Raw genomic sequence first — 25,183 nt, 5'->3', positions numbered from 1 at the left:
AGGTTCGAGATAACAAGTCCACCCGGAACGCGCGTGAGCCACCGTTCAAGGGCTTCGTACAGGTCAGCACCAGCTCGTGTTGACGCAATGGATGCGCCCATGATGATGAACATCGGGATCGACAACAGTGCGAAGTTGTCCAACTTGCCGAACAGGATCTCGGGCATCAGTTCGAGCGAACGCACGCCATCGAAAACCATGATGAAACCTGTGGACACAATCAGCAGCCCCAGCGCGACTGAAACACCTGAGAACAGAACCAGGATCGTGCAAACCGCGACAAGCGCACCAAGCGTGAGCGGGTCCATCACACGTCCTCCAGGCCAAATGGCTTCTCAATTCCAAGCAGCATGGCGACCATGTCGGCAACCAGTTGAAGCAGGAAAAGCGCAAAACCTACAGGCAGGGCCAGATAGGGAATCCACAGCCTGACGCCCCAAACCGTATCCGAACGCCAGTTTCGTTCCCAAGTCAGATGCCAGAATTCATAGCTGTACCAAAGCATGATCGACACCATGACGATGGACAGAGAAAGAGTGAAAACGGCGAGGGCAAAGCGCAAACGTTTGCTCAAGGCCAATGGCACAAGGTCTACATTCACGTGCCCACGCAGACGCTGGACATACGGCAGGCCGATTAGGGTCGCACCAATAGCAAGATAGATGACAGCCTCGGTTTGCCAGACGGTTGATCCGTTCAAAACAAAGCGGATGAAGATCATCTGGCAAGTTATTGCAACAGCAGCAACAATCATCGCAGCAGAGCACCAGCCTGCCAATGTGGATAGTGCAGCCACGAAGCGCAGAAACGGATTGTTGCCGGTGCGCGCAATCGGGGCGGAGCTTTGACCCGCCATGAAGATGTCCTTGGGAAAAGATATATTGAACGGGCCACCAGATCGGGCGGCCCGTTGGAAGTCGTGTTAGTCTACAGCCAGCGCCATATCCAAAAGCTCTTGACCGCCTTCGACCTCGGACACGAACTTGGCATAGGATGTCTCCTGCGCCAGTGCGCGCCAGGCTTCGAAGTCTTCTGGCGACATTTGTGCTATTTCCACACCAGCATCGCGGAACACTTGTTCCGATGCTGCATCCTGCTTCTTGGCCTCCTCAAGATAGAAGGTTTGCGCTTTCGCCGATGCATCAAGCAATGCTTGCTGTTGCTCAGACGTCAGCGCATCAAAGCGCGATTTGTTCATGAGCAATGGTTGGTACATGAACCACAGGGCCACATCGCCTGCCGGGGTGTAGCAGCTGACCTGTTCATAGATGCGGTAGGACACAAAAGACGAGGAAGAAGTGTTTGCTGCCGTCAGTACGCCCGTTTGCATCGCGTTGTAGATTTCTGAAGATGCCATGGATGCAATGGATGCCCCGGCACCTGCCAGCATTTGTTCAAAGGCCTTGCCTGCGGCACGTGTCTGAAGACCTTTCACATCTTCCGGCTTCGTGATGCATTTGTCCTTTCCGACAAACCCACCCGCCAGATAGCCATGCACCAGAACCATGACGTCATCGTCGGCCATCTTCGCTTCCAAGGCCTCCATGAATGGCGAGTCGCTGAGACGCGCGGCGTGGTCGTGGTTCTTAACCATGCCGGGCATAAGCGTCAGGTTATAGGCGGGTTGCTGGCCACCAGCATAGCTGAGCGGCAGCACGGTCATGTCCAACTGGCCGCGGCTTAGTGGTCGATATTGCTCGCGCGGCTTGAAAAGTGACTTCGAGCCGAAAATCTGAATTTCGAGGTCCACGTTGGCAGCTGCTACTTCATCGGCGACCATCTGGGCAACCTGATGGCGTACATCCTTGTTAGACCACTGATGTGACAAACGAAGCGTTTCCGCGCTGGCAGCCGATGCGGCAGCGACGCAGGTCGCAATTGCTGCGGCTGTGAGTGATTTGAATTTCATGTTGTCCTCCCTAGGCGTGAATCAACGTTCGTGCGTTGAAACTGCGCTTCAACGCTTCCATACCGTGCATAACAAGTCAACTTTCTTGTATACAATATGAAGATGGTTGCATTTGAAGGGATGGATGGTACACCATGTTTCATGGATGTCAGGCGCGCAGATCAGATTGCAGCATCCCTTGAGCAACTTGTTTTCTCAGGGGAATTTCGCGATGGCGAACGGCTGGATGAACTGCGGTTGGCGGAACAATTCCACGTTTCGCGGACACCCATCCGCGAGGCTTTGCAGGTTTTGGTGGCGTCTGGACTGGCCGAACAACTCCCTCGTCGCGGTGTTTTCATCCGTCAACCGGGTCCTGTCGAGCTGATGGAGATGTTCGAAACAATGGCCGAGATCGAAGCGGTGTGCGGGCGCCTGGCTGCCATGCGCATAACGGATCAAGATCTTGAAGCGCTGTCGGCTGCAAATGAGCGATGCCAGGCAGCCACTGATGACACCGATCCTGACCGTTACTATTCAGAGAACGAGACGTTTCACCAAATCATCTACCGTGCGTCCGCGAACAGCTTTCTCGAAAAACAAGCGCTTCAGCTTCAAAATCGCCTGAAGGCGTATCGCAGGATCCAGCTTCGGTTTCGCGGCAGGCTTGAGCAATCCATGAGCGAGCACTCAGAGGTTCTGCTTGCACTGCAAGAGGGCGATGCAAACAAAGCGGCATCGGTGCTACGCAGTCACGTTGCGATCCAAGGCGAGAAATTTCACCAGCTGGTTGCCAGTCTGAAACGCTGAAACATGTCGGTACCCGCAGACGACCAGTTGCAACCCCAAGCGCCAAGTTCCAATCTACGGAAAGCTGAGGCTTTGGCTGTGGTGACGTGGTGTTCAAATCCGGTGCAACCGCGCTGCTGCTTTTGTCACGCCAAAGTGCAATGTGGCTGTCATCACGGCCAAAACGACCAAGCTTGCAAACATCAGGTCTGTCTTTGCCCGTCCGTTTGTCAAACAAGTTCACATCGTCCACAGTGCAGGAGCTGCTGATATGGATGGACGGCGCTGTCGCTGTCATGCGGCCCGCAGTCCCATATTCCAAAAGCCCACCTCCAGCTCTGTGGCCGTGGAAAAACGCTGCTGTAAGTGTTCCCACCGCGCGGCTTGCTGCGGTTTATGCCCCAATCGGCGCAAGACAGCTGCATCGATCATGCGCCCGACATTGGCCATGACTGTCTGATACTCATCGCCCGCATACGTGTTGATCCAGTCTCGATACGGCGTATCCGCTGCGGCCTCTTGCTCCAAACGCGCACCGATCTCTCCGTAGCCAAAGCAGCAGGGGGCCAGTGCGGCCATCAGATCCAGAAAGTCGCCTTGTAACCCCGCATCCATCACGTAGCGCGTGTATGCGAGATTTTCGAACTCTTCTGTTGCGTTGAACAACGTCCCTTCATCAATTCCTGCCGCTGCGCATGTTTTGACGTGCAAAGCCATTTCGTGATTGACCAATGCGTCAACTGTGATTGCGCAGACCTTCATCTCATCCAGTGTTTCTGCTTTGACAACGCCCAGGGACCATGCACGGGAGAAGTGGACAAGAAAGACGTAGTCCTGGATCAGGTAGTGTAGAAACGCGGCGTGGGGCAGGGTGCCCACCCGCAACCCCTCGACAAATCCGTGATGCGTGTATGCCTGCCATATGTCAGGGCAACCGCTGCGCCACCTTGAAAAAGTCTGTCCGTACGGTTGCGTGTTCATCGAGCGACCACATCGATGGCTATGTCAGAAACCTGATTGATGCTTGGGATCAGGCCAGCTTCGAACAGAAATGTTTCGAAATTGGCGTAGCGACCAACATCCACCGCTGCGGGACGCAAGGCAAACCGGGGCAACGTATCAGCCCATGCGCGCCTGTTGAGTTCATCTTGCAACTCAAGTGCAGTGCCAGAGAATATCTCCCAGCTCTCTTTCGGGTGATTGACGATGTACTGCGTTGCCTTTTCCGTCGCAGACAAGAAACGTCGAACGACATCGGCATCCATTGTGTCTGGATTGCCGATGTAAATCAGTTCATCATATGGCGGCAGACCTGCTTCTTCGACATAGAAACAACGCCCAGGAACGCCTTCAATGTCCATTTGGTTCAGCTCGAAATTGCGAAATGCACCGATGACGGCATCCACCTGACGAGACATCAGCGACGGTGACAGTGACCAGTTCACGTTTATCAGTTCGACATCGTCTAAGCGTAGCCCATGGGTGTTTAGCACGTGACCCAAAACGGCTTCTTCGACACCGCCGACGGAAAAACCCACCTTGCGCCCTTTAAGATCGGCTGGCGAGGCAATTGGACCGTCATCAAGCACCAAAAGGCAATTCAAAGGTGTTGCGACCAGCGTACCAACGCGTTGTAAAGGGAGCCCTTCGTGAATCTGTAGGTGCAGTTGGGGTTGATAAGAGATCGCCATGTCAGCTTGTCCAGCTGCTACAAGCTTTGGCGGATCAGAAGGATTGGCGGGGGCAATGATCTCAACCTCTAAATCAACGTATGCGAAGAAACCCTTCTCTTGCGCAACGATCACCGGGCCATGATCAGGGTTTACAAACCAGTCCAGCAGTAGGGTCATTTTGTCTTGAGCCCAAAGTGGTGTGGCGCAGATCGACAGGGCGGTTGCGAGGGCAATCGGTTTCATGCGTGAGTTCCTTCCACGTCGGCGTAGAAAACCGCAAAATGGTGGGTTGGTCCGTGTCCGTTTCCGACTGCTAGGTCGTCTGATCGGGCAATGGCATTGGTGACGTAGCTTTTGGCGGCTGCGACAGCAGCAGGGAGGTTTTGCCCTTTGGCCAGCTGCGCCGCCAGTGCGGAAGACAGGGTGCACCCTGTCCCGTGGGTGTTTGGGGTCTTCGTTCTGGGGCTTTCGAACCACATGACATCTTGGCCGGTAACGAGGCAATCGGGGCTCTCTGGGCCGTCAAGATGACCACCCTTCATCAAAACAGCACCAGCGCCGCATTGGATTAAGGCGTGGCCTTGCGCTTCCATCTCGGTGCGGGTGACCGCTGTCTTGGTTCGCAGTAAATGCGCCGCTTCTGGCAAGTTGGGCGTTAGCAATGCCGCCCGCGGCACGAGCCGAGTCCGGACCACGTCCACCGCGTCAGCCTGCAGAAGCTCGGCGCCGCCCTTGGCAATCATGACAGGGTCAACGACAATCGGAGCCTTACAGGCGTCAAGCGCGGTTACAACGGCTTGGGCGATCTCTGCATTTGCGATCATTCCAATTTTCACCGCGTCCACTCGAATGTCGGCAAAGACCGTGTTGATCTGGGCCAGAACGAAGTCTGGTGGCACAAGATGAATGCCGGCAACACCTTGCGTGTTTTGCGCCGTCAAAGCCGTCAGTACGGCCATTGCAAACGCACCGTTTGCGGATATGGCTTTGATATCCGATTGAATGCCTGCGCCACCGGATGGATCTGACCCCGCAATACTCAGGACATTGGGTATCATAATGTTGCCTCCGTTTCTGCAAAGGCGCGCGCAGCAACAGTCGCATCCGGTTGCCCACATATGGCAGAAACGACGGCCAACCCGTCGGCACCGCTTTCAAGAACTGCGCGCTGGTGTCTGGCCTTCAGCCCACCGATCGCGACATTGGGCAGGGGAGATAGTGCGACCAATCCCGCCAGCCCATCGAAGCCGATTGGTTGCTTGTGGTCAGCCTTGGTCGCTGTGCCAAAGACCGGTCCAAGCCCGAGATAGTCCACGACTGCGGGATTGATCGCATGCACGGCTTGTGCGCTCTCACAAGAAAGCCCAAGTATTTTGTCCGGCCCTAATTTTGCGCGTGCGTCAGCGGCTGGCATGTCACCCTGACCGATATGAGCCCCATCCGCTTCCGCGGCAACCGCAGCCTCGATATCGTCGTTGACGACCAGGGGAACGTTCGTGCCCGACAGCACATCCTTTAACGCGCGTGCCATGTCGATGCGGTCCGCGGTCGTTGCTTGTTTGTCACGCAGCTGGACCATTGTGACCCCGCCTGCAACTGCTTGTCGCACGGTGTTTTCTAAACCTGCAGTACGACACAGGCTCGGATCGGTCACGAGGTACAGGCGCAGGCTTGTGCGAAGATCCTGTATCATACGACAGCCCCCGCCAAGTCGGCAGGCTGAGTGGCTGCGAGAGCGTCGAGGAAATACACTTGAAAACTGCCGGGGCCTTGTGCCTTCGAAGCGGCCTGTGATCCGGCAACTTTGAAATGTGACAGGGCGCACACTGCCGCATCGTATGCTGGGCCTGTTGCAGCGTAAGCGCCCATCAGCGCCGTTTGAGCACATCCCAAAGCGGTGACTTTTGCCATAATCGATGCGCCGCCCTGCACGCGGGCGGACCGAGAGCCATCGGTTACGAAATCAATCGGACCAGTTACCGCGACAACTGCGCCATGCTTTTCTGCGAGGTTTTTCGCCGCGCCTTCTGCCGCTTCGACCGTATCCCCACTGTCCGCCCCTTTGCCGGCGCCACTCTCTCCGGCAAGTGCCAATATTTCGGAGGCATTTCCGCGAATGATGGTCGGACGCAACTCCAGCAAGCCTTGCGCGACTGATCTGCGGTATCCACTAACAAAGTGTGCAACAGGGTCGAACACCCATGGTATGCCGTTGTCATTGGCCGATTTTGCGGCCGCCATCATGCTTGCCACCCAAGACGTGGACAGCGTTCCGATGTTGATTGTCACGGCTCCGCATATTGGTGTGAAATCAGCAATCTCTTCCGGAGCGTGCACCATTGCGGGTGATCCGCCCGCAGCAAGAACAACGTTCGCAGCAACGTTCATCGCCACATAATTGGTGATGCAATGCACCAAAGGATTTTGATTGCGAAGGGGGGGCAATACGTCTTCGTAAGCCATAGTGTCTCCTTTTTCGCAGACGAAAATGGAGACGTATCACTCATGGTTTGGTGACTTGCGACCTCCCTCCGCCAGCATTATCTGGTTCAGGTTCAAAGGGTACGTCTCAGCTTTGCAGCGCCCCTGGCACCGTGAGGTGTAGAACGGTGAGACTGGGTAGTCAAACAGGATCGGGCGCAGTTGTTGAATGGGGCTTTCACGGGGCGTCGATTGATGCGAAGCCTCAGTTTTTACCAACCATGCATTCATATGGAGACCGTTGTGATCTGCCTTTGTGAAGCCGACTGAACGCAATTCTTAGTCGCGCATTAACGAGCCCGAGTTGTGAGGTCGTTGTCTTCGAGAAGCATGTCTCAGCGCTTGCTTGCGGTGGAGAGTTGGCGACTTGCTCGATAAAACCACAATTTTCCAGATGTTTACAGCGCGTCTTTCAAGCTTTGAGCAAGTTTCTCAATCAACTCGTCGATTTGCGCCTCGGTGCAAATGAAGGGTGGCGCGAGCAAGATGTGATCGCCATGTTTCCCATCGATTGTGCCGCTGTTAGGATAACAGATCAGCCCATTTTCCATCGCCTTCGCCTTTATAGATTTTGCCAGACCCTTTTCAGGATCGAACGGGGCTTTGGTGTCTTTGTCTTTGACAAGTTCCAGAGCGCGAAACATCCCTCGGCCTCGAATATCGCCGACGTGGCGATGTTGACCGAATTGCGCATCAAGTGCCTTGTTGAGGTAGCGACCCATCTCTGCAGAGCGTTGTGTCAGGCCTCCATCGGTCAGCTTGTAGACAACCGCATTTGCGGCAGCGCAGGCAATGGGATGACCTAGATAGGTGTGTCCATGCTGAAAAAAACCACTTCCTTGTTTGATGGTTTCGTGAATTTTGTCCGAGCAAAGCATTGCACCAATGGGCTGGTATCCGGCGCCCAGGCCTTTTGCGATTGTGATTATGTCGGGACGGACATTCTCTTGTTCGCAGGCAAAGAACGTGCCGGTTCTGCCCATGCCGCACATCACTTCATCGAGGATCAACAGCACACCGTACTTGTCGCAGATGTCGCGGACGCGTTTGAAATAGCCTGGGGCAGGGGGAACAGCACCCGCTGTTGCACCGACAACGGGTTCCGCGATGAAGGCAACGACGGTCTCAGGACCGAGGCGCAGGATTTCATCTTCTAATTCGTTTGCCACACGAAGTGCATAGTCGTTTCCTGACTCTCCATCGTCTTGGAAACGGTATGCGTAGCACGGTGCGATGTGAGATGCGGACACCATGACCGGGTCGAAGGGAGCGCGCCGCCACATATTACCTCCGGTTCCAAGTGCACCAAGGGTGTTCCCGTGATAGCTTTGACGGCGGGCAATGAAGCGGTGTCGTTCCGGTTGCCCAATTTCGAGCATGTATTGACGCGCAAGTTTGAGCGCCGCTTCAACAGCCTCCGAACCGCCTGACACGATGTATACTTTCTCAATACCTTCAGGGGCATGCGCTACGAGCCGCGCGGCAAGTGTTTCAGCCGGTTCCGATGTCAGGAAACCGGTGTGGGCGAACTCCAGCTTGCCCATCTGTTCAGCCATGGCAGCGATGATATCCTTGTCCCCGTGACCAAGGCAGGAAACGGCTGCACCTCCTGATCCATCCAGATAAGACTTTCCCTCAGAATCAAAGAGGTAGATTCCCTCGCCTCGTACCGCGACCGGCAGTGAAGTATTCGAGTTGCGCGAAAAAACATGCGACATGGCTGATCCGATGGCGTTACTTGCGTGCAGTGACTGAAACAGATGATCCATTCGTTGACAATGCCTGAAACAAGAGGAACACTTTCGTTATGTCCTGTGGGGGTCTATTTGGATTCGACTTTTGAAAAGCGGCTTTCTGATCGATATGGCGAACTGAGCTACACGCTTCGCCAGGCAGCAGACTATCTTGGGAATAATCCAGTCGATGTCGCGTCGCGCACATTGCGAACCGTTTCCCGTGAAAGTGGGGTCTCACCTGCGGCGTTCTCACGCCTGGCGCGCGCCTTGGACTACGCTGATTTCGAAGAACTTCGCGAAGAGATGCGTGCGAAGATAGGGCGGCGTGTCAACAACTTCGCAGAACGCGCTGAAAGACTGCACAGCCAGCACCAAGAGGGGCGCGCAAGTTTCGTGGATGCGCATCTTGCCGCGTGCCAATCAAATCTACAGACGTTCATGGACGGCCTTGATCGCGGCGCGCTTGAAAGTGCCGTTGATCGGGTTGCGTACGCACGCAAGGTGATGCTCTTGGGTGCACTCGGCTCGACGGGCGTCGTTGAATATCTTTCTTACATGGCCAGTTTCTGTGTGGACAACTGGATGATGGCGAGCCGAATGGGTGCCTCCCTTGGCGGTGGGTTGGCTGGTTTGGATGAACGCGACGCACTTATAATCGTGACAAAACCGCCCTTTTCGGAGCGCGCCATTCAAGCTGCAGCCCTTGCAAAGCAACAGGGCGTGTACGTCGTGTTGATCACGGACACCCACCGTTGCCCGGCGCTAAAACATGCGTCTGTCAGTTTCGTGGTCCCGACGGACAGCCCGCACTTTTATTCATCTTACGTGGTGACAATGTTCCTGGTCGAAGCCATCATTGGGGTTTTGGTGAGCCGGACAGGACCAGCAGCACGGACACGCATTGCCGAGGTGGAAGCGGCCAACAGGGTGCTTGCCGAGGTGTGGGATCAATGATCAAATTGCTGAATATCAATCAAAGGGAGAACAGGATGTTCAATAAATTCAAGCTAATGGCGGCTGGTGTTGCGGTTGCAACGCTTGTGGCACCGGTAGCAACTGCGGAAGAATTCATTACAATTGGGACCGGCGGTGTGACCGGTGTGTACTACCCCACAGGTGGCGCAATTTGTCGTCTCGTGAATAAAGGTCGTCGCGACCACGGCGTGCGTTGCTCAGTCGAGTCGACCGGTGGCTCCGTATACAACATCAACACAATTCGCGAAGGTGAGCTGGAATTTGGTGTGGCGCAGTCCGACTGGCAGTACCATGCATTCAATGGATCATCGCGCTTTGAAGAAGCCGGGGCCTTTGAAGGCCTCCGCGCCGTGTTCTCTGTTCACCCGGAACCCTTCACCGTTGTTGCGCGCGCAGACGCTGGTATCTCGACAATCGAAGATCTCAAGGGCAAACGCGTGAACATTGGCAACCCCGGTTCTGGCCAGCGCGGCACAATGGAAGTGCTTATGGAAGCACTGGGTTGGACCACAGATGATTTTGCTTTGGCGACCGAGCTGAAGGCCGCCGAACAATCGGCTGCTTTGTGTGACAACCAGATTGATGCCATGGTTTACACCGTTGGTCACCCGTCGGGGTCGATCCAAGAAGCGACCACAGCTTGTGATTCCGTTCTTGTTGAAGTCGCGGGTGATGCCGTTGATGCGCTGGTTGAAGAAAACTCGTTCTACCGGACGGCAACTATTCCAGGCGGAATGTATCGTGGCAACGACAATGACACGATGACATTCGGTGTTGGCGCGACCTTCGTTTCATCTGCTGATGTGTCCGAAGACGTGGTCTACACGCTGGTGAGCTCTGTCTTCGAAAACATCGACGACTTCAAAGGGTTGCACCCTGCATTCGCAAATCTGGTGCCCGAAGAAATGGCAGCAGCAGGTTTGTCTGCACCGCTGCATGACGGTGCTGCAAAGTACTATCGCGAACAAGGCTGGGTCGAATAAGACTGCCCTCTTTGTTGTGACCAAGGGCGTTTCGACGCCCTTGGTTCCCTAGTCCGCCGAAAGAGCGGGACGCCGGCAAGAGCCATTCCATGACGGGGACACCATGACACAGACCGACAACCGTACACTCAGTGAACAAGAGCTTCAGGAACTGGTTGCGGCCAGCGACAGCGGAGCCCGGAGCCCCACCGGGGCAATTGGCACGCTCATCGCCGTGGTTGCATTGGTCTGGTCGGTTTTTCAGGTTCTTTTGGCGTCACCCGCCGCGCCTTACATTCTACCAGGCGATTTAATCAACAACTCCCGTCAGATACACTTGGCCTTTGCCGTCTTCCTTGCCGCGATGGCCTATCCTTTGTTCAAGTCTTCGCCGCGTGATCGCATACCTTGGTACGACTGGGTTCTCGGTCTGGGCGGCGCGTTCCTGGCACTCTACGGCTATTTCTTTTACGATAAGATCGTGGCGGCTGGCGGGCTTGCCGATGGGGTGGATGCTAATTTCGCCCTTGCTGGTTTGACACTGCTCTTCATCGCGGCCTACCGCACCCTTGGACCGGTGATGGTCATCCTAGCCGTTGTCTTTTTGTGCTACGTTTTCTTTGGCTCGTCGGAGTGGGTGCCGGATCAGATCCGATGGGCAGGTGCGTCGCTGCGCAAGGCGATGAGCCATATGTGGATCACATCCGAGGGCGTCTTTGGAATCGCGCTGGGTGTGTCGACAAAGTTTGTCTTCCTCTTCGTTCTATTCGGTGCACTGCTCGATAAGGCCGGGGCAGGGAACTACTTTATCAAGATGGCGTTTGGAGCCTTGGGACACCTGCGGGGCGGCCCGGCCAAAGCGGCTGTTGTGGGCTCGGCCGCTACCGGGCTTATTTCGGGCTCCTCGATTGCAAACGTAGTAACGACTGGCACTTTCACTATCCCGCTGATGAAGCGCGTTGGTTTCAGTGCGGAGAAGGCCGGATCAGTGGAGGTCGCATCGTCTGTAAACGGCCAAATTATGCCGCCCGTTATGGGTGCAGCTGCATTCCTGATGGTTGAATATGTCGGCATTTCATATGTCGAGGTGATCACCCACGCCTTCTTGCCCGCTGTCATCAGCTACATCGCGCTTGTCTACATCGTGCATCTGGAGGCGGTAAAAAACAACATGCCTACAATCGGAAACAAGGTTGTCAGCATGGGACGGACAATTGGTGGCATGTTCGCCTTCTTTGCCGGTTTCGCTGTTCTTTGTTACGCGACGCAGTATCCGGTCGGATGGGTTGTTTCGCTGTTCCCGTCTGGGTCTGGTTGGATTTTGGCTGCGTTGCTGGGTCTGATTTACGTGGCCCTCGTCTCTCTCGCCGCACAGGTCCCTGATTTGGAGCCTGACGACCCCAATGCAGAGGTCGTTGAGCTGCCTGAGGTCGCAAAGATCTACAAGTCGGGGCTGTACTACCTGCTGCCCATCATTGTTCTGGTCTATTTCCTGATGATTGAACGGAAATCGCCTGGCTTGTCTGCATTCTGGGCAACGTTCCTGCTCTTTGGGATTTTGCTCACGCAAAAGACGCTCAAGGCGATGTTCCGAGGTGAAGACAATTCCATCAGTCGGTTGCGGGATGGTGTCATTGATCTGATCGAAGGGATGATCGACGGCGCCCGCAACATGATTGGTATCGGTCTTGCGACCGCGACGGCGGGTATCATCGTTGGGACTGTTTCGTTGACCGGGATTGGTCAGGTGATGGCGGACTTCGTCGAGTTCCTGTCAGGCGGCAATCTGATTCTAATGCTCATCTTTGTAGCGATCCTGTCGCTCATACTCGGGATGGGCCTGCCCACCACCGCCAACTACATCGTTGTCAGTTCGCTGATGGTTGCAGTCGTGGTCGAACTTGGCGCGCAATCGGGACTGATTGTGCCGCTGATCGCGGTCCACCTATTCGTCTTCTATTTCGGTATCATGGCGGATGTTACACCGCCTGTTGGTTTGGCGAGTTTTGCTGCGGCTGCCGTGTCGGGCGGTGATGCGATCCGAACCGGATTCACCGCCTTCTTCTATTCGCTGCGGACGGTGGCCCTGCCATTTGTGTTCATCTTCAACACCGATCTCTTGCTTATCGATGTCACATGGACGCAGGGGATCATCGTGTTTGTTGTCGCTACGATAGGGATACTCGTCTTTACGGCAGCAACGATGGGATGGTTCTTTGCTCGCAATCGGATTTGGGAAACGGTTGCACTGCTTGTGATTGCCTTCGCGCTGTTTAGGCCGGGTGTTTTCATGAACCAGATCCAACCACCGTTCGAGGATGTTGCCCCCGCAGCCTTCTCCGAAGCCGTTGGCAACGCGTCACCGAACGACCAGCTTAGGGTGATCATTTCCGGCCCGGATTTCGACACGCTTGAGATGAAAGACCTGACAGTACCGGTAACCATACCGGATGTTGAAGGAGCGGATGCACGGTTGGATCAACTCGGGTTCATTCTCGCCATCGAAGGGGACACGGTTATTCTGGAAGAACCGTTGTTTGGAACCGAGCTAGGCAATGCGCTGGATTCGTTTGATTTCTACGGGGACAATCCCGTTTCGATCAGCGCGGTAAGGGCCACAGCACAGCAATTGCCAAAGGAACTTGTCTTTATCCCAGCACTCTTGCTTTTGGCATTGATCACGTGGTTGCAAATGCGGCGCGTCACGCCAGTTGTGCGCGAAGGAGAAATGGCATGACTAAGACCGTCCTGTGCGCCGTCGACATCAACAGACCTCAAGATGAAACCAAGGTTCTGCAAGCAGCAAAGCGGCTTGCGGACATGGAGAGTGCGCAGCTTGATCTCATTACAGTTGTGCCGGATTTTGGAGCGAGTGTTGTTGGCGCCTACTTCAAAGACCACGATGTACAGACAGCCAAAGATGGGGCAGCCCAGTTGCTGTCTTCATTTGGGGAAGATGTGTTGGGAGCCGAGGCAAACCAATCCGTTCGTCATCTTGTTGCAACAGGCAGTGTTTATGAGGAAGTTTTGAAAACGGCGAAACTGGACAATGCAGACCTGATTGTTCTGGGTGCCAGCCGTCCCGATCTGAAGGACTTTTTGCTCGGGCCGAATGCTGCCCGAATAGTCCGTCATTCAACTTGCTCTGTCTATGTCGTTAGGGAGGCGCTGTAGGAGCCGCAGCTTGGCTGTCCGGTTGCTCGGTGTGGACCGATGTCAGACGAATTTTTGCTTGCATGTCAGGTGACACCTTCGCCGGTCGTTATGCCAAAGTCGAATTTGCTTTGATCCCGTCCATGGCAGCACGTTCTTCACCGGCGCGCTTTTCGCAGAAATGCCTCCGATATCGAACTTGCGCCAGATATCGGAGGTCTGTCTTAGCTATGAATTGTATTGAATAGCTCGGACTTCGCCTTGGGTCGCAAGACCGGTTGAAATAGCTTGGGTCAGCACTTGCCGAAGGATTTCGAAACGATCACTTTGCCAGCAACGCTGATGGTTACCTTGACGCCCGTCGGGATGCCCCAAGTTGTACAGATGTGCAGGCAGGCTTCGGCAGCGGTCCGGTCCGGGATGACGCTGGGAATGGGGAAACAGTACTTGCCGAAACCAAGCGGCAAGTTGAGACAGATCTTCCCGTTTTCCACTGTTACGGAAACGCACCCGGCGGCCATCGACAGATGGCCATCCTCAGTAACGCCATCTGCCATCGCATCGACTTTGTCTGCATAGTGGGACCGCGCTGCTTCCAATGCCGCTGCAACGGCTTCCTTATCAAATTCATACACTTCATCGGCCATTTTAGAAATCTCCATGTTGAAAGTTCAGTTTTTGGTTCGGCGGAGCTGATCTAATCGAGATACTAGGCAACTGATCGTCACAGCCCGCTCCACAAGGATGGCCAAACGCTGGCGCATAGTCTTGAAAGCGAGCCGAAACCTTCCCGAAATGAAAATTTCTAGGTCGCGACGGGACTTGTTCCAAGATTTCGGAAAGTTTTCAGAATTATTTCAGTACACTGGGCACTATTCCGGCCACCAATGGAGGTGGAGAGGGGTAGGGGATCGTTGCGACCGCCGCTGCGCATGGTCTTTTGGTGACCTGGCCTTCTCAACACTCGTATGGATCATTTGTTGCCGGGCAGGAATGGAATTGTCAGTTCAATCACTTACCGATGTGGAACTGTTTCCGTACTACGCGGACATTCCATTGGAGGTGCCCCCGTACCTCAGTGCCGGTGAGGCGGAATATGTGCGCGGTACCGTAAACGGATTGGTCTACGAAGGCTTGAAGGTATCGAAAAGCACTGCACACGAAGAGCTACAAACCGGTGCCACCTACGTTGCTCTCGGCCGCGACGGACGAGGCGCGCAGGTGCAGACGCATTGGATGTATTGCACACAAACCGCGCCGATCCCAACGCTTGCGATCGCCCAAAATCATGGCACGCCCGGCGTATTCGGCCCGGCACCTCATCTTGATCGATCCTTGTTTGTAATGCTTGAACCGCTTGAAGACGTCATGGGTGTGTCATCGTATCTGCCATCACATCTGGACGTATTCGAGTTCAAGCTGGGTACGTCGGGTGATTTGATCTCTACGGCATTCGGTGCGCCTCATGTCATGGGTATTCGGATCAATGATCCGTTTCTGCCGCCTCACTTCCTCGCTGGCGCGCGCCGCTTGACGATAACAGCCCGTTCAAAGCGTACACGCCAATCCATCGGACTGACGGATTTAATATGCGTGCAGTCCAGCGATCCGGCTGTCTTTCTGCAAGAGGGTGGCAAGTGACTGGTGCCGCGACAGTAACGCTGCCGCAGGAAAATGCGTGCAAGGAACGCAAGCACGCAGCGGAACACCATATCCACACCTCTGACAAATACGCGCATGGCGGGCAAAAGGTTCGCTTTTTTGTTGAAACCCCTGCCGCTTTGCGAAAACTTAACAACGAACACATTGGCGCGGTCCGGGGGGAAGGAATCTGCGTGTCGGGGAAACTCAACACAGACAAACTGGTTGTGTTGGGGGACGTCACATATGATCTCAACATCGATCAGCTGCAGCGTGCGGACGGTACGCCTGTTGTTCTTCGTGCGCAATCAGCCAGCGTATTGCGCTGTCTGTTGCAAAGCCCGGGTATACTGGTGTCTCGCGACGCCTTGATTGAAACGGTGTGGGACGGTTTGTCCGTCACTGACGACAGCCTGACGCAATGTATCGCGGATATTCGCCGCGCAATTGGCGACACCGACCGCGCGATCTTAAAAACCGTTCCCAAACGTGGATTCATCTTAAACGCAGTTTTGGAAAGCGTTGAACGACCCAGCCAGACGAATGTGCCGGTTGATCTGCCCAGGATTGCAGAGTTGAGCGTAGCGCATGGGAGCGTTGTCGTTCTAACAAAACAAGCGTCTTTCCATGATGGACGAATTGCGCGGACAACTCTTGCTGGCCCCTCAGACGTCCAGAAAGAAACCTTTGCCGACCTCACCGAAGCTGCCGCGACATGTTTAAGGCGGGCGCAAAGCAGCGGAGCGTCAAGTGCACTCGCCGCCGAATACAGCGACCCCGCACAACTCGAGGCACTGCTTGATGCCGCACGGCCGGGAGAAGTGCTGGGCACTCTTGATATCCGGGATATGGCCCACGCGTTCCCTCAGCTCGTCTTTGAGGACCTTGGACACATTGACGATCAACAAAACACGCGCGCATTTCGCCTGTTGTCAGAGGGAGTTAGGGATACACTCGGACAAGGTTTTGATGATCAACCTCTCTTACCAACCATTTCAGTGCTGCCGTTGCAGAACATGAGTCAGGATGGGTCTGACATCCTTGGCACTGTTTTTGCCGACCGGGTAACTGCCGTATTGAGTGCATCGGACGAGATCAACGTGACCTCACGCTTGTCCACCGCGCCTTTTGTGCATGGTCCGTCTGATCTTCTTGAGGCCGGGCGGCTGCTGAACTCAGAATTTGTTCTTTCGGGCATGTACATCAAGCGCGGCGACAAGCTGCAACTCAATCTTGAATTCACCGAAGTGGCCAGTCAGCACGTGTTGTGGGCTCTCCGCCTCGAAATGACCCAGGACGAGCTGTTGGGAGATTGCGAACAGGCCTACGAGATTGTCGCAAAGGTGCGCCGCGCTATTTTGATTAACGAAATTCGGCGTGCCAACACCAAACCGTTGGCGAGTTTACAAAACTATTCGTTGATGTTCGCGGCAGTGGGGTTAATGCATCGGCTGTCCCCTCGGGATTTCAAGAAGGCACGCGATCTGATCGACATATTGTCGGCACGCGTGCCAAATCATCCTACACCGTTCGCGTGGCGCGCACGATGGCATCTTCTCCGGGTGGTGCAAGGTTGGTCTCAGGATCCCGACAAGGATGCTCGAGCCGCGCTCGATTGTACGGGCCGCGCACTGGATCTTGACCCCGAAAACGTGCTGGCCCTCGCGTGCGAAGGGCACGTTCTGACCAATCTTTTGCATCGCCTTGATGATGCAGAAGAACGCTATGACATGGCACTGGACATCAACCCAAACGATGCCAATGCAAGATCATTGAGGGGCATGCTTCTTGCATTTCAGGATCGTGGTGAAGATGGGGTACGTGACACGGAACGTGCACTTCATCTGGCACCGCTTGATCCGCATCGCTTTTTCTATCTCGTTATGGCGGCAGGCGCGTGGCTGACTCCAAACAACTTCGCTCGATCGGAAGAGTTGGCGTTGGCATCATTGCGACTCAACAGAACTCACACATCCACTCTGCGCGTTTTGGCCGTGGCACAACACAGCCAGGGAAAAACGGCAGAAGCACGAGAGACAGTATCAAAACTGTTGAAACTTCAACCTGATCTTCGAGTGAGCCGTTGGTTGAAGTCTTCTCCGAGTGCTGAATTCAATACTGGCAAGACATTTGCCAAAGCCCTGCGCGATGCGGGCGTTCCCGATTGATAAATCCTAATACGTAGCTGGAGGAAGGTTAAATGACCGCAGAATTCTTTGGAAGCCCTCAGGGCTCGTACGGGTCCTATGGGTCGTATGGTTCTTACGGCTCGTATGGGTCCTACGGATCCTATGGTTCGTACGGCTCCTACGGGTCATATGCGGCCTTCGGTCTCCCAGAAGGCCCTATCGCAGCAGAAGCATTTGTAACGACGCGCGATGGGATTGTTGGGGCTCCCTTAGGTCCTATTCCCGGCACCCAACCGGGCGTGCCCAATGACGTGCAGAACCTGCAACGCCTTTCGCGTGAAGTGCGCGCCGCAGTCTTCTCGTTTGCTTTGGACACGCAGGTTGAGCTGACTTTCGAACAAGGCAAAACGGCCAAGGCAACACTCTGGCGCAAAGAGGACACGCAAACGAGCAAGCCCGGATGCAACTACAAAAAACTCGCCAGAATCAAAGCGCCCAAGATGGACGTCTTTGAGGAACAGATGGGCTTTCTTACGGGGTACGCTGACATTCGGCAGGATCGCGGTGCGGAGATCATTTCTCAGATTCCGGCACCCGTGCCGTTTTATCAAACCATTGCATTTATTGATCCGGCACGCACACCGTACACTCTTGAGTTGCTTGCCACCGGCCTTCGCTTTGCGAATTTCTGCGAACAGCAGTTCAAATACGTTCTTGCCGTCAAGCGCCCGATTGAATTGTCTCCGCAAGTACAACCGATGATCGCCACACCCACCCACGGTTCGTTGCCCAGTGGGCACGCGACAGAAGCCTTTGTGATGGCACGCCTGATTTGGAAGCTGATGCTGTATTCGGGAACACCGCAATACGGGGCAGGGGGACATTGGGGGGAAATGCTCATGCGGCTTGCCGCACGCATTGCAACGAACCGTACGGTGGCAGGTGTCCACTACCCCGTCGACAGCGCAACCGGAGCGATGCTCGGGCTCACCCTTGCTGACTTCATCTATGACTTGAGTACCGGGAACGGTTGGACGACCGCAAAGTTCAACGGACATCACTACGCCGGAAGCAGCGATTTCGAGTGGCACAAACTTTACAAAGCCGATGACGACACCCAGAAAGACCAATCAACAGGTCCGGATGGTGTTTGGGCAACCGCGACACAGCGCGCATCCTGCGGCGCACCAGATCCACGGCTCGCCTGGCTGTGGGACAAGGCACAAGCCGAATGGGTTGATTTTAACCCCAACCCGTCAGTTTGAGGACAGATGGCCATGGCCTATTCTTGGACATCGTCGTCAAGGGACGAACAAACGCCCATCGACGCGCTCACCTTCACAAGGCTGTCTAAGGCCCTGAATATACAGGACACTGACTGGTTTTCAGCGATGGTAGAGCTTGAAAATATCAGCATCGCTGAATTCGAAGAGCGCTTGGCGGCCGACTATCCCCGCGATCTGCTTGTGCCGTCCGCGTATGATAAAACTGATCGCAGCAGACGCCCTGAGCGACAATTCGTGAGCCTTTTTGCGCGGCGAAATTTGCTAGAAGCGCTAAACGATACCCAAAACGAATACAATGTTGTCAATGTGCATTTGGGGCTGCTGACACCAGAGGAGTGGCTGTCATTCGAAGCAGATGCGCCGGATTTGTCGCCGATCGAAGTGCCCAAGGGCAGTGTTGTGACAGCGATGATTGATGACGGTATTGGCATCGCACACGAGCTGTTTCGTGCCGAGCCTGAAGAAACGCGCGTTGAGTTTTGCACGGTTCTTCCCGCTCCGCCAAACCCTGATCGCGGTGACGCCTCACAAGGCAGGGTGCTCGACGCCGACGAGATTGACAAATATCTCCGTGAGTTCACCCGGTCAGACCTTCTGGACGAAGATCAATTCTATAGCCACACGGCTCAAATTGATTACAGCCAAGGGAAATTCTCACCCGTATCGCTGAGGCGCTCACACGGCACGCATGTGATGGGCCTGTCGACTGGCTTTGCTCCCGAACTGGATGACGGCACGCGCCCAATCATTTGTGCTGTACTGCCACCCCGCGTGGTCGAAGACACGTCAGGTATCAGTCTGTTGCCTGCACTTTCTCTGGCGCTCCATGTGCTCGGCAAGCAGGCGTCTCGTTTTCAGTATGATGGTGAGCCCGTGCCGATGGTCACCAACTTTTCGTATGGCAACTTCTCGGGCCCTCACGATGGAACCAGTGAGGTGTCCCGCCTGTTCGAGCAGTTTCTTTCGAGCGACCCTGAACAAACCCGTTGGATGACACTGCCAGCGGGCAACGGCAACTTGGCACGCGCACATGCCGAGCTGCAATTTGATGGCAAGAATGCGGATGGGATCACACTTGATCTTCGGGTTTTGCCGGACGACCGGACTGCAAGTCACGTAGAACTCTGGATGCCATTTTCCGACTGTGATCCACCGCCAGACTACGTTTCAGTTACCGTGACGCCGCCTTTCGGTCCCGAAAGCCTGACGGTCACAGCTCAGCCAGGACAATACCAAACACTCATTGATGAGTTGGGCCGGGTTGTGGCGACGCTTCTCTACACTTTTGAACCAGCGCCAACCGCGCGGGGCCTCATCACACTGGCTATTGAGCCGACAGCTAGCCTTGATCCGGACCGTGCATTGGCACCCTCCGGACGATGGAAGATTTGCACCAAACCCAAAGACATCGCCCCCGATCAAAAAGTGCAGGTCTGGATCAGACGCGATGAAACACTCCCGGGATACCGCCCCGGTGGCCGGCAGTCCTATTTTGACAATGGTGATTACGTACGCTTTGGCCCATTTGGCGCTCCTTTAGCCGTTGATCCTCCCGACACGCCAAGCCCTGTCAGGCGTTCAGGGACACTCAGCGGTTTTGCCTGTGGCCCTTCTCCTATTGTGGTTGCCGCCTACACAAAGCGAAACGAGATTATCTCATATTACTCTGCGGCCGGACCACTGACGCATACGCCAATGACCCCCGAACCTTCACGAAATGGACCAGATGTGACCGCGGAAGGTGATGAATCTCTGGTGCTTTGGGGGGTGATTTCGGCAGGATCGCGCAGCGGATCCTATGTGCGCCTTAATGGCACCAGTGTATCGGCACCAAGGGTGGCGCGCATAGCGTCGGACGCAATCACCGATTGGAACGGCACTGCGCGTGAGTGGGTTGCATTTGCGGCCACACAAGACCCGTTCAATCTGCCTCAGGGCACAGAACCGGAAAGAATGGGCCACGGCGGCATCAGTATTCCAATCGAATGGCCGTGAAGCAAATCTATTGGACGGCTACCGGCCCAACGCGATCAATCTCGAAGCGCGCAGCAGGGCCAGCTATGCTCCGAAATGTACAAATAGAGTCGAATTCTGTTTTTGTCAGAGGAAAACGAGTCTTTGAAGCAAACGCATTCTAGGTTGAGTCAGCTTAAAAACGACAATCCAAGAAAGCCGATTGAACGGCTTTCTGAACCGCCGCGCGTGTTTGTTCCAAGTCGGTTTCGCCGATTGCGAGGGACGGATAGAGTTTTCCCGGCGACTTAAAGATACCGTGACTGCGCAATGCAGCGTTGTATGCAGCGTTTTGCCTCGGGTCGTCATGTTTTGCCGAGCGATAATCACGGCAGGCATTCTTTGTGAAAACGATATCGAAGAGGGTTTCATCCCCGCAGACTTGGTGCGGAATGTCGGCCGTTTTTAGCGCGTCGCTTTGCATATCTTGTAGGGTTTTTCCGATTTCCCGCAACCGATCATAGCTGCCCTCACGCCGCAGAATTTCCATGGTTTTGAGGCCTGCGGCAGCCGCGACGGGATTGCCAGACAAGGTGCCAAGCTGCATCAGCCACTTGTCGGGCCCAACCACAGACTGGTCGAAATGCGCCATGACCTCTGTGCTGGCCCCGAGGGCCGCCAAAGGAAACCCGCCACCGATAACCTTACCCAGCGTACAAATGTCAGGTGTCACGCCATAGCGCTCTTGGGCTCCACCATAGGCCAATCGGAACCCAGTGACGATCTCGTCAAAGATCAAGAGAACATGATGTTTGTCGCACAGATCGCGCAGACCCTGCAGATAGCCCGGTTCGGCGGGGATGATCCGTTGCAGCGGCTCTGCGATGATTGCGGCAATGTCGTCATGCTCGGCCAGCAACGCCTCGACCGCCGCCAAATCATTGAACGGCGCAATCAGCATTTGGTCCGCGACGCCTTGCGGGATTCCCGCGCTGTCGGGCACGGGTTTCGGGAAGTTGACGCGCTCGGCGGGGGCGAGGCTCATCTGTGCCTCGGCGCTCATGCCGTGGTAGCCGCCTTCGAACTTCAAAATCTTGTCGCGCCCAGTGTAGGCGCGGGCCAGGCGTATGGCGTACATATCCGCCTCACCACCAGAGGCGACAAAGCGAACCTGCTCGCAACAGGGCACGGCCTCGACAATTGCCTCGGCTAGTTCGATGCCCTTGGAATTGTTGGCAAAGAAGGTCATGCCTTTGGGTAGCTGTTCCAACACCGCTTCCATCACCTCTGGATGACCGTGACCAAGAAGCATTGGACCAGAGCCAATGAGGTAGTCGATGTATTCGATGCCATCCTCGTCCCAGACGTGACTGCCTTGCCCCCTCGCAATCACAATGCCTGAGTCGAAATTGCCAAAGCCTCCGGCGGGCAACACAGCTTGCGCACGGGCAATCCAGTCTGATTGTGATGTCAGTTTTTGCATGTCTCAGGCCAACTCAAGAATGGGATTTCCAAGGAGTTCGGTATCGGGGGTCACGCCAAGGCCGGGGCCATCGGGCGGCGCAATGCGCCCGTCTCTTCGTATCGGGCAATCGGCCGCGATACGGGGCGTAACGTAAGAGGATAGGTCGCAGGTATTCAAAAGGGCGCTATTCGGAGTGGACGCAGCGAAGTGCAACGAAGCCGCTGTCACGATGTCTGAGCCCCACGTGCATTCAGCACATATCTGTGCCCCAAGATGCACGGTCAAATCACGAGCGCGACGCATGGCAGACAAGCCGCCGAACTTCGAAAGCTTCAATGCGACCGCGTCCAAAACACCCAGCTCGGCTGCGCGCATCAGAGATACCAAATCGTACGCACATTCGTCGATTTTCATCGGCAGGCCAGTCGCCTGGCGGACAGCTGCGCAGTCTTCCAGAGTTTTGCAGGGTTGCTCCAACATGATGTCGAGATGGGCCACGGCCCGGCCGGTCCGAGTGGCATGCAGTTTGGTCGCGCCACAGTTCCAGTCGCCGTAAACCAACGGACCATTACCGACCGCTTCCCGAACCTTGATCAACCGCTCTGTATCTGCCTGCCAGTCTGCATCAGCGCCGAGTTTGACCTGAAACTGCCGGATGCCAGTTGCATAGGCTTCCTTGGCGATGCGAGCCATTTCATCCGGCTCGACGCAGGTGATCGAGTGATACAGCGGCATATCTGCGCGCGTGCGACCGCCGAGCAGATTGTAAACCGGCAGATCCGTTGCTTTGCCGAATAAATCCCAAAGGGCCATATCCACGATGGACTTGGCGTGAAAATGCCCTTGTAAAAGTTTATCCAATTTGCGCATCGGTGCATCGACACCCGAAGGGCTCAGCCCCAGGATACCCGGGGCCATCTCTGCAATCGCGCTTGGCACTCCGTCGGCGAATGCTGGCAGATAGTGTGGGATCGGACAAACTTCACCCCAGCCTCGCAATCCCGTATCCGTTTCAAGACACAGCACATGGGTTTTGACCGTGTCGCAGGTCTTGCCTTCGGCCATGTGGTAGGTGGCGTGGCTGGTCAGATCGACAGACCAAAGGGTGATGCGCGAGACTTTCATGAATAGACACCCACGGGATGCCCGAGCGCATCTTCGTCCGGGTGAACGCCAAGGCCGGGGGCTTCGGGCAATTGCAGGTGTCCGGCCACATTGCGAGGGCCACGCCCATTTGCGATGTCCACGGTGATCATGTCTTGGCATGCCCAGACCGCGTGACAGTTTGCATCCGGGATAGTTGCGGCCAGATGCAAGGCCTCGGTATCGGCTAGGACCGAACCGCCCGTTGCCATGACGAACATGTCAATTCCGTGGGCCAAGGCGATGTCACGCATCCGTGCTGCCTTCGTCAGCCCGCCAACCCGGTTGAGCTTGATGCCGAAGACCTCAGCCAACCCGTCGCGCGCAATACGCACCGCATCCTGCAGGGTGACCAGCGATTCATCTACAGAGACGGGAGCCGAATGCTTCTTGCAGATCGCCGCTATGTCATCCAACGTTTCGCAAGGCTGCTCAAATATGACGTTCAGATCGTCGGTCGCTGACATCACGCGTAACGCTTGCTGTAGAGTCCAACCTCGATTTACGTCGTAGAGCACGATCTCACCCTCTCGACGCATACCCTCCACATCGCGGATCCGGGCAATGTCGCACTCTACATCACCACCGATTTTCACAGAATGTGCGATGTAGCCGCGCTGCCGGTAACGGTCGATGACTGCACGTGTTTCTTCAACCGTCTTGGCGCCAACTGAGGATGCAATCGGGCGCGGGGTACGCGATCCGCCGCCCATCAGGTCGGCGATCGCCAATCCCGTCGCCTGACCCGCGATGTCCCAACAAGCCATGTCGATGGGGCTTTTGGCATAAAGATGGCCGGGTAAGGCCATGTCCATTGCACGCTCCACATCCAAAGTCCGACGCGGGTCGAGACCCAGTATAAAAGGTGCCATGGTCTGAATACCCGCGCGGATCCCAGGCCCATGTGCGGGCACATAGGTATGACCCCATGGTGTGCCTTCGCCCCAGCCAATGATCCCCGCGTCGGTTTCGACTTTGACAAATGTCGCGTCCAGCACCTCAAATTTGAGACGGCCGCCTGACAACCAGTATGGATGCTCCAAAGGCAGCTCGACTTGGTAAACGCTGATCCGGTTGATCTTCATGGTTCAACCATTCGGCCCACAATCGCGGAGGCTCGCCTGCGGATCAATACTTCGCCTGTTTTTGGTGTCGGGCGTGCCTGATTGTCATGCAGGGCCATTTTATCAAGGCCGCAATGGCACATGGGTGCCGTCGCCGTTGCACGCAAAGTCATTCGGCGGCCCTTGCAACGATATCGGCACGCGGTCGGGTGCTCTCGGGGTCATATGCTGGCGCGCCGAGGACCCGCGCAGCACGTGTTTCCCCATGGATGACAACCTCAAGCTCGGTGCCGGGTTCAGCTGCGGATGGTTTGATGTAAGCAAAAGCCAATATTTTGCCGACAGTCGGTCCCCAAGCCACGGACGCCGTCGATCCGACCACCTTGCCACCGTGAAGTACGGCCTCGCCGCCGTGGCCATCGGTCTTGCCATCGGGTTCAATTTCCAGATAGGCGCAGATCCAGGGCGGGTCTGCGTTCAACGTTTTGTCGCGACCCAAGTATTCTTTATCGGTGCGCACGAAGCGTAAGACGTTGGCCTCGGTCAACGTGACTTCGTTGGTCAACTCGCCTGCGCCTTTGAAACCTTTCTCCATCCGCATAGCGTTCATCGCAAATGAGCCGTAATCGGCGATGCCGTGTTCTTCGCCTGCTGTCCAAAGGGCGTTGTAGACATCCAGACAGGCGGCGTAGGGCATGTGGAGTTCCCAACCCAATTCGCCCGCATAGGACATTCGGAAGGCCCAGATAGCATGGCCCGCAACATTAATTTGCTGCGCAGAAAGCCAGCGGAAACCGGTGTTTGATAGGTCGGCATCGGTGCACGCTGCCAGCACCTCTCGCGCA

At 55.5% G+C, this 25,183-nt stretch carries 23 protein-coding genes and 1 riboswitch; of the genes, 9 read left to right on the top strand and 14 right to left on the bottom strand.

Features of this window, described 5'->3' with window-relative positions:
- The 3 genes from AC6RA8_RS01070 to dctP form a co-directional block, all read right to left on the bottom strand.
- Positions 1 to 308, bottom strand: a 308-nt coding sequence (locus AC6RA8_RS01070; RefSeq protein ID WP_500350277.1) for a TRAP transporter large permease subunit, incomplete at its 3' end; no start/stop codon positions are given.
- Entirely contained in the window at positions 308 to 856 is a 549-nt protein-coding gene (locus AC6RA8_RS01065) for a TRAP transporter small permease (RefSeq protein ID WP_500350276.1), read from the bottom strand. The genes AC6RA8_RS01065 and AC6RA8_RS01070, both read right to left, overlap by 1 nt.
- A gap of 66 nt (positions 857 to 922) precedes the next feature.
- Positions 923 to 1,909 (bottom strand): TRAP transporter substrate-binding protein DctP, encoded by a 987-nt coding sequence (gene dctP / locus AC6RA8_RS01060; RefSeq protein ID WP_500350275.1) that lies wholly within the window; start codon positions 1,907 to 1,909, stop codon positions 923 to 925.
- 141 nt (positions 1,910 to 2,050) lie between these two features.
- Between dctP and AC6RA8_RS01055 the strand changes: the two genes are divergently transcribed.
- Positions 2,051 to 2,698, top strand: coding sequence for a GntR family transcriptional regulator (locus tag AC6RA8_RS01055; protein ID WP_500350274.1), 648 nt, complete (start codon positions 2,051 to 2,053; stop codon positions 2,696 to 2,698).
- A 273-nt stretch (positions 2,699 to 2,971) separates the two neighbouring features.
- On the opposite strand, the gene tenA is transcribed toward AC6RA8_RS01055, so the two are convergent.
- From tenA to AC6RA8_RS01025, 6 genes are all read right to left on the bottom strand, one after another.
- A complete protein-coding gene (gene tenA / locus AC6RA8_RS01050) occupies positions 2,972 to 3,658 on the bottom strand; it encodes a thiaminase II (RefSeq protein WP_500350273.1) in 687 nt (228 codons plus the stop codon).
- Positions 3,655 to 4,593 (bottom strand): ABC transporter substrate-binding protein, encoded by a 939-nt coding sequence (locus tag AC6RA8_RS01045; protein WP_500350272.1) that lies wholly within the window; start codon positions 4,591 to 4,593, stop codon positions 3,655 to 3,657. The genes tenA and AC6RA8_RS01045 overlap by 4 nt, the downstream gene beginning before the upstream one ends.
- Positions 4,590 to 5,408 (bottom strand): bifunctional hydroxymethylpyrimidine kinase/phosphomethylpyrimidine kinase, encoded by an 819-nt coding sequence (gene thiD / locus AC6RA8_RS01040; protein WP_500350271.1) that lies wholly within the window; start codon positions 5,406 to 5,408, stop codon positions 4,590 to 4,592. Before thiD ends, AC6RA8_RS01045 begins: the two co-directional genes overlap by 4 nt.
- Positions 5,405 to 6,043, bottom strand: coding sequence for a thiamine phosphate synthase (gene thiE / locus AC6RA8_RS01035; RefSeq protein WP_500350270.1), 639 nt, complete (start codon positions 6,041 to 6,043; stop codon positions 5,405 to 5,407). The genes thiD and thiE overlap by 4 nt, the downstream gene beginning before the upstream one ends.
- Positions 6,040 to 6,813 carry a hydroxyethylthiazole kinase gene (gene thiM / locus AC6RA8_RS01030; protein ID WP_500350269.1) on the bottom strand — a complete coding sequence of 258 codons (774 nt, stop codon included), beginning with the start codon at positions 6,811 to 6,813 and terminating at the stop codon, positions 6,040 to 6,042. Before thiM ends, thiE begins: the two co-directional genes overlap by 4 nt.
- A 45-nt stretch (positions 6,814 to 6,858) precedes the next feature.
- Positions 6,859 to 6,948, bottom strand: a riboswitch (TPP riboswitch).
- 281 nt (positions 6,949 to 7,229) lie between these two features.
- Positions 7,230 to 8,549: an aspartate aminotransferase family protein gene (locus AC6RA8_RS01025; RefSeq protein ID WP_500350268.1), complete on the bottom strand. Its 1,320-nt coding sequence runs from the start codon at positions 8,547 to 8,549 to the stop codon at positions 7,230 to 7,232.
- Positions 8,550 to 8,657: 108 nt separating this feature from the next.
- Here AC6RA8_RS01025 and AC6RA8_RS01020 point away from each other — a divergent pair, with 108 nt between their 5' ends.
- From AC6RA8_RS01020 to AC6RA8_RS01005, 4 genes are all read left to right on the top strand, one after another.
- The gene (locus AC6RA8_RS01020; protein WP_500350267.1) at positions 8,658 to 9,521 is read left to right on the top strand and encodes a MurR/RpiR family transcriptional regulator; all 864 of its coding nucleotides are present in this window, start codon (positions 8,658 to 8,660) and stop codon (positions 9,519 to 9,521) included.
- A 35-nt stretch (positions 9,522 to 9,556) separates the two neighbouring features.
- Positions 9,557 to 10,525: a TAXI family TRAP transporter solute-binding subunit gene (locus AC6RA8_RS01015; protein WP_500350266.1), complete on the top strand. Its 969-nt coding sequence runs from the start codon at positions 9,557 to 9,559 to the stop codon at positions 10,523 to 10,525.
- A gap of 103 nt (positions 10,526 to 10,628) precedes the next feature.
- Positions 10,629 to 13,241 (top strand): TRAP transporter permease, encoded by a 2,613-nt coding sequence (locus AC6RA8_RS01010; protein ID WP_500350265.1) that lies wholly within the window; start codon positions 10,629 to 10,631, stop codon positions 13,239 to 13,241.
- Positions 13,238 to 13,678, top strand: coding sequence for a universal stress protein (locus tag AC6RA8_RS01005; protein WP_500350264.1), 441 nt, complete (start codon positions 13,238 to 13,240; stop codon positions 13,676 to 13,678). The genes AC6RA8_RS01010 and AC6RA8_RS01005 overlap by 4 nt, the downstream gene beginning before the upstream one ends.
- Positions 13,679 to 13,950: 272 nt before the next feature.
- Here the strand turns inward: AC6RA8_RS01005 and AC6RA8_RS01000 are convergent, their stop codons facing one another.
- Positions 13,951 to 14,304 carry a hypothetical protein gene (locus AC6RA8_RS01000; protein ID WP_500350263.1) on the bottom strand — a complete coding sequence of 118 codons (354 nt, stop codon included), beginning with the start codon at positions 14,302 to 14,304 and terminating at the stop codon, positions 13,951 to 13,953.
- Positions 14,305 to 14,650: 346 nt separating this feature from the next.
- On the opposite strand from AC6RA8_RS01000, the gene AC6RA8_RS00995 reads away from it, so the two are divergent.
- The 4 genes from AC6RA8_RS00995 (at position 14,651) to AC6RA8_RS00980 (ending at position 20,708) form a co-directional block, all read left to right on the top strand.
- Positions 14,651 to 15,298, top strand: a complete 648-nt coding sequence (locus tag AC6RA8_RS00995) for a hypothetical protein (RefSeq protein WP_500350262.1) — start codon at positions 14,651 to 14,653, stop codon at positions 15,296 to 15,298.
- A gap of 194 nt (positions 15,299 to 15,492) precedes the next feature.
- The gene (locus tag AC6RA8_RS00990) at positions 15,493 to 17,466 is read left to right on the top strand and encodes a winged helix-turn-helix domain-containing tetratricopeptide repeat protein (RefSeq protein WP_500350261.1); all 1,974 of its coding nucleotides are present in this window, start codon (positions 15,493 to 15,495) and stop codon (positions 17,464 to 17,466) included.
- 32 nt (positions 17,467 to 17,498) lie between these two features.
- Positions 17,499 to 18,692, top strand: a complete 1,194-nt coding sequence (locus AC6RA8_RS00985) for a phosphatase PAP2 family protein (protein WP_500350260.1) — start codon at positions 17,499 to 17,501, stop codon at positions 18,690 to 18,692.
- A 12-nt stretch (positions 18,693 to 18,704) separates the two neighbouring features.
- Positions 18,705 to 20,708 (top strand): S8 family serine peptidase, encoded by a 2,004-nt coding sequence (locus AC6RA8_RS00980; RefSeq protein WP_500350259.1) that lies wholly within the window; start codon positions 18,705 to 18,707, stop codon positions 20,706 to 20,708.
- 154 nt (positions 20,709 to 20,862) lie between these two features.
- Here AC6RA8_RS00980 and AC6RA8_RS00975 read toward each other — a convergent pair whose 3' ends face one another.
- The 4 genes from AC6RA8_RS00975 to AC6RA8_RS00960 form a co-directional block, all read right to left on the bottom strand.
- Positions 20,863 to 22,149, bottom strand: coding sequence for an aspartate aminotransferase family protein (locus AC6RA8_RS00975; RefSeq protein WP_500350258.1), 1,287 nt, complete (start codon positions 22,147 to 22,149; stop codon positions 20,863 to 20,865).
- 3 nt (positions 22,150 to 22,152) lie between these two features.
- Complete coding sequence (locus AC6RA8_RS00970; RefSeq protein WP_500350257.1) at positions 22,153 to 23,256, bottom strand: mandelate racemase/muconate lactonizing enzyme family protein; 1,104 nt, start codon at positions 23,254 to 23,256, stop codon at positions 22,153 to 22,155.
- On the bottom strand, positions 23,253 to 24,359 hold the full coding sequence (locus tag AC6RA8_RS00965; RefSeq protein ID WP_500350256.1) for a mandelate racemase/muconate lactonizing enzyme family protein: 1,107 nt from the start codon (positions 24,357 to 24,359) through the stop codon (positions 23,253 to 23,255). Before AC6RA8_RS00965 ends, AC6RA8_RS00970 begins: the two co-directional genes overlap by 4 nt.
- 148 nt (positions 24,360 to 24,507) lie before the next feature.
- Positions 24,508 to 25,183: glycine cleavage T C-terminal barrel domain-containing protein (locus AC6RA8_RS00960; RefSeq protein ID WP_500350255.1), on the bottom strand; the 676-nt coding region annotated here is incomplete at its 5' end.

The sequence above is a fragment of the Tateyamaria sp. genome, assembly GCF_059783535.1.
This window is presented reverse-complemented; position numbering and strand designations above follow the sequence as displayed.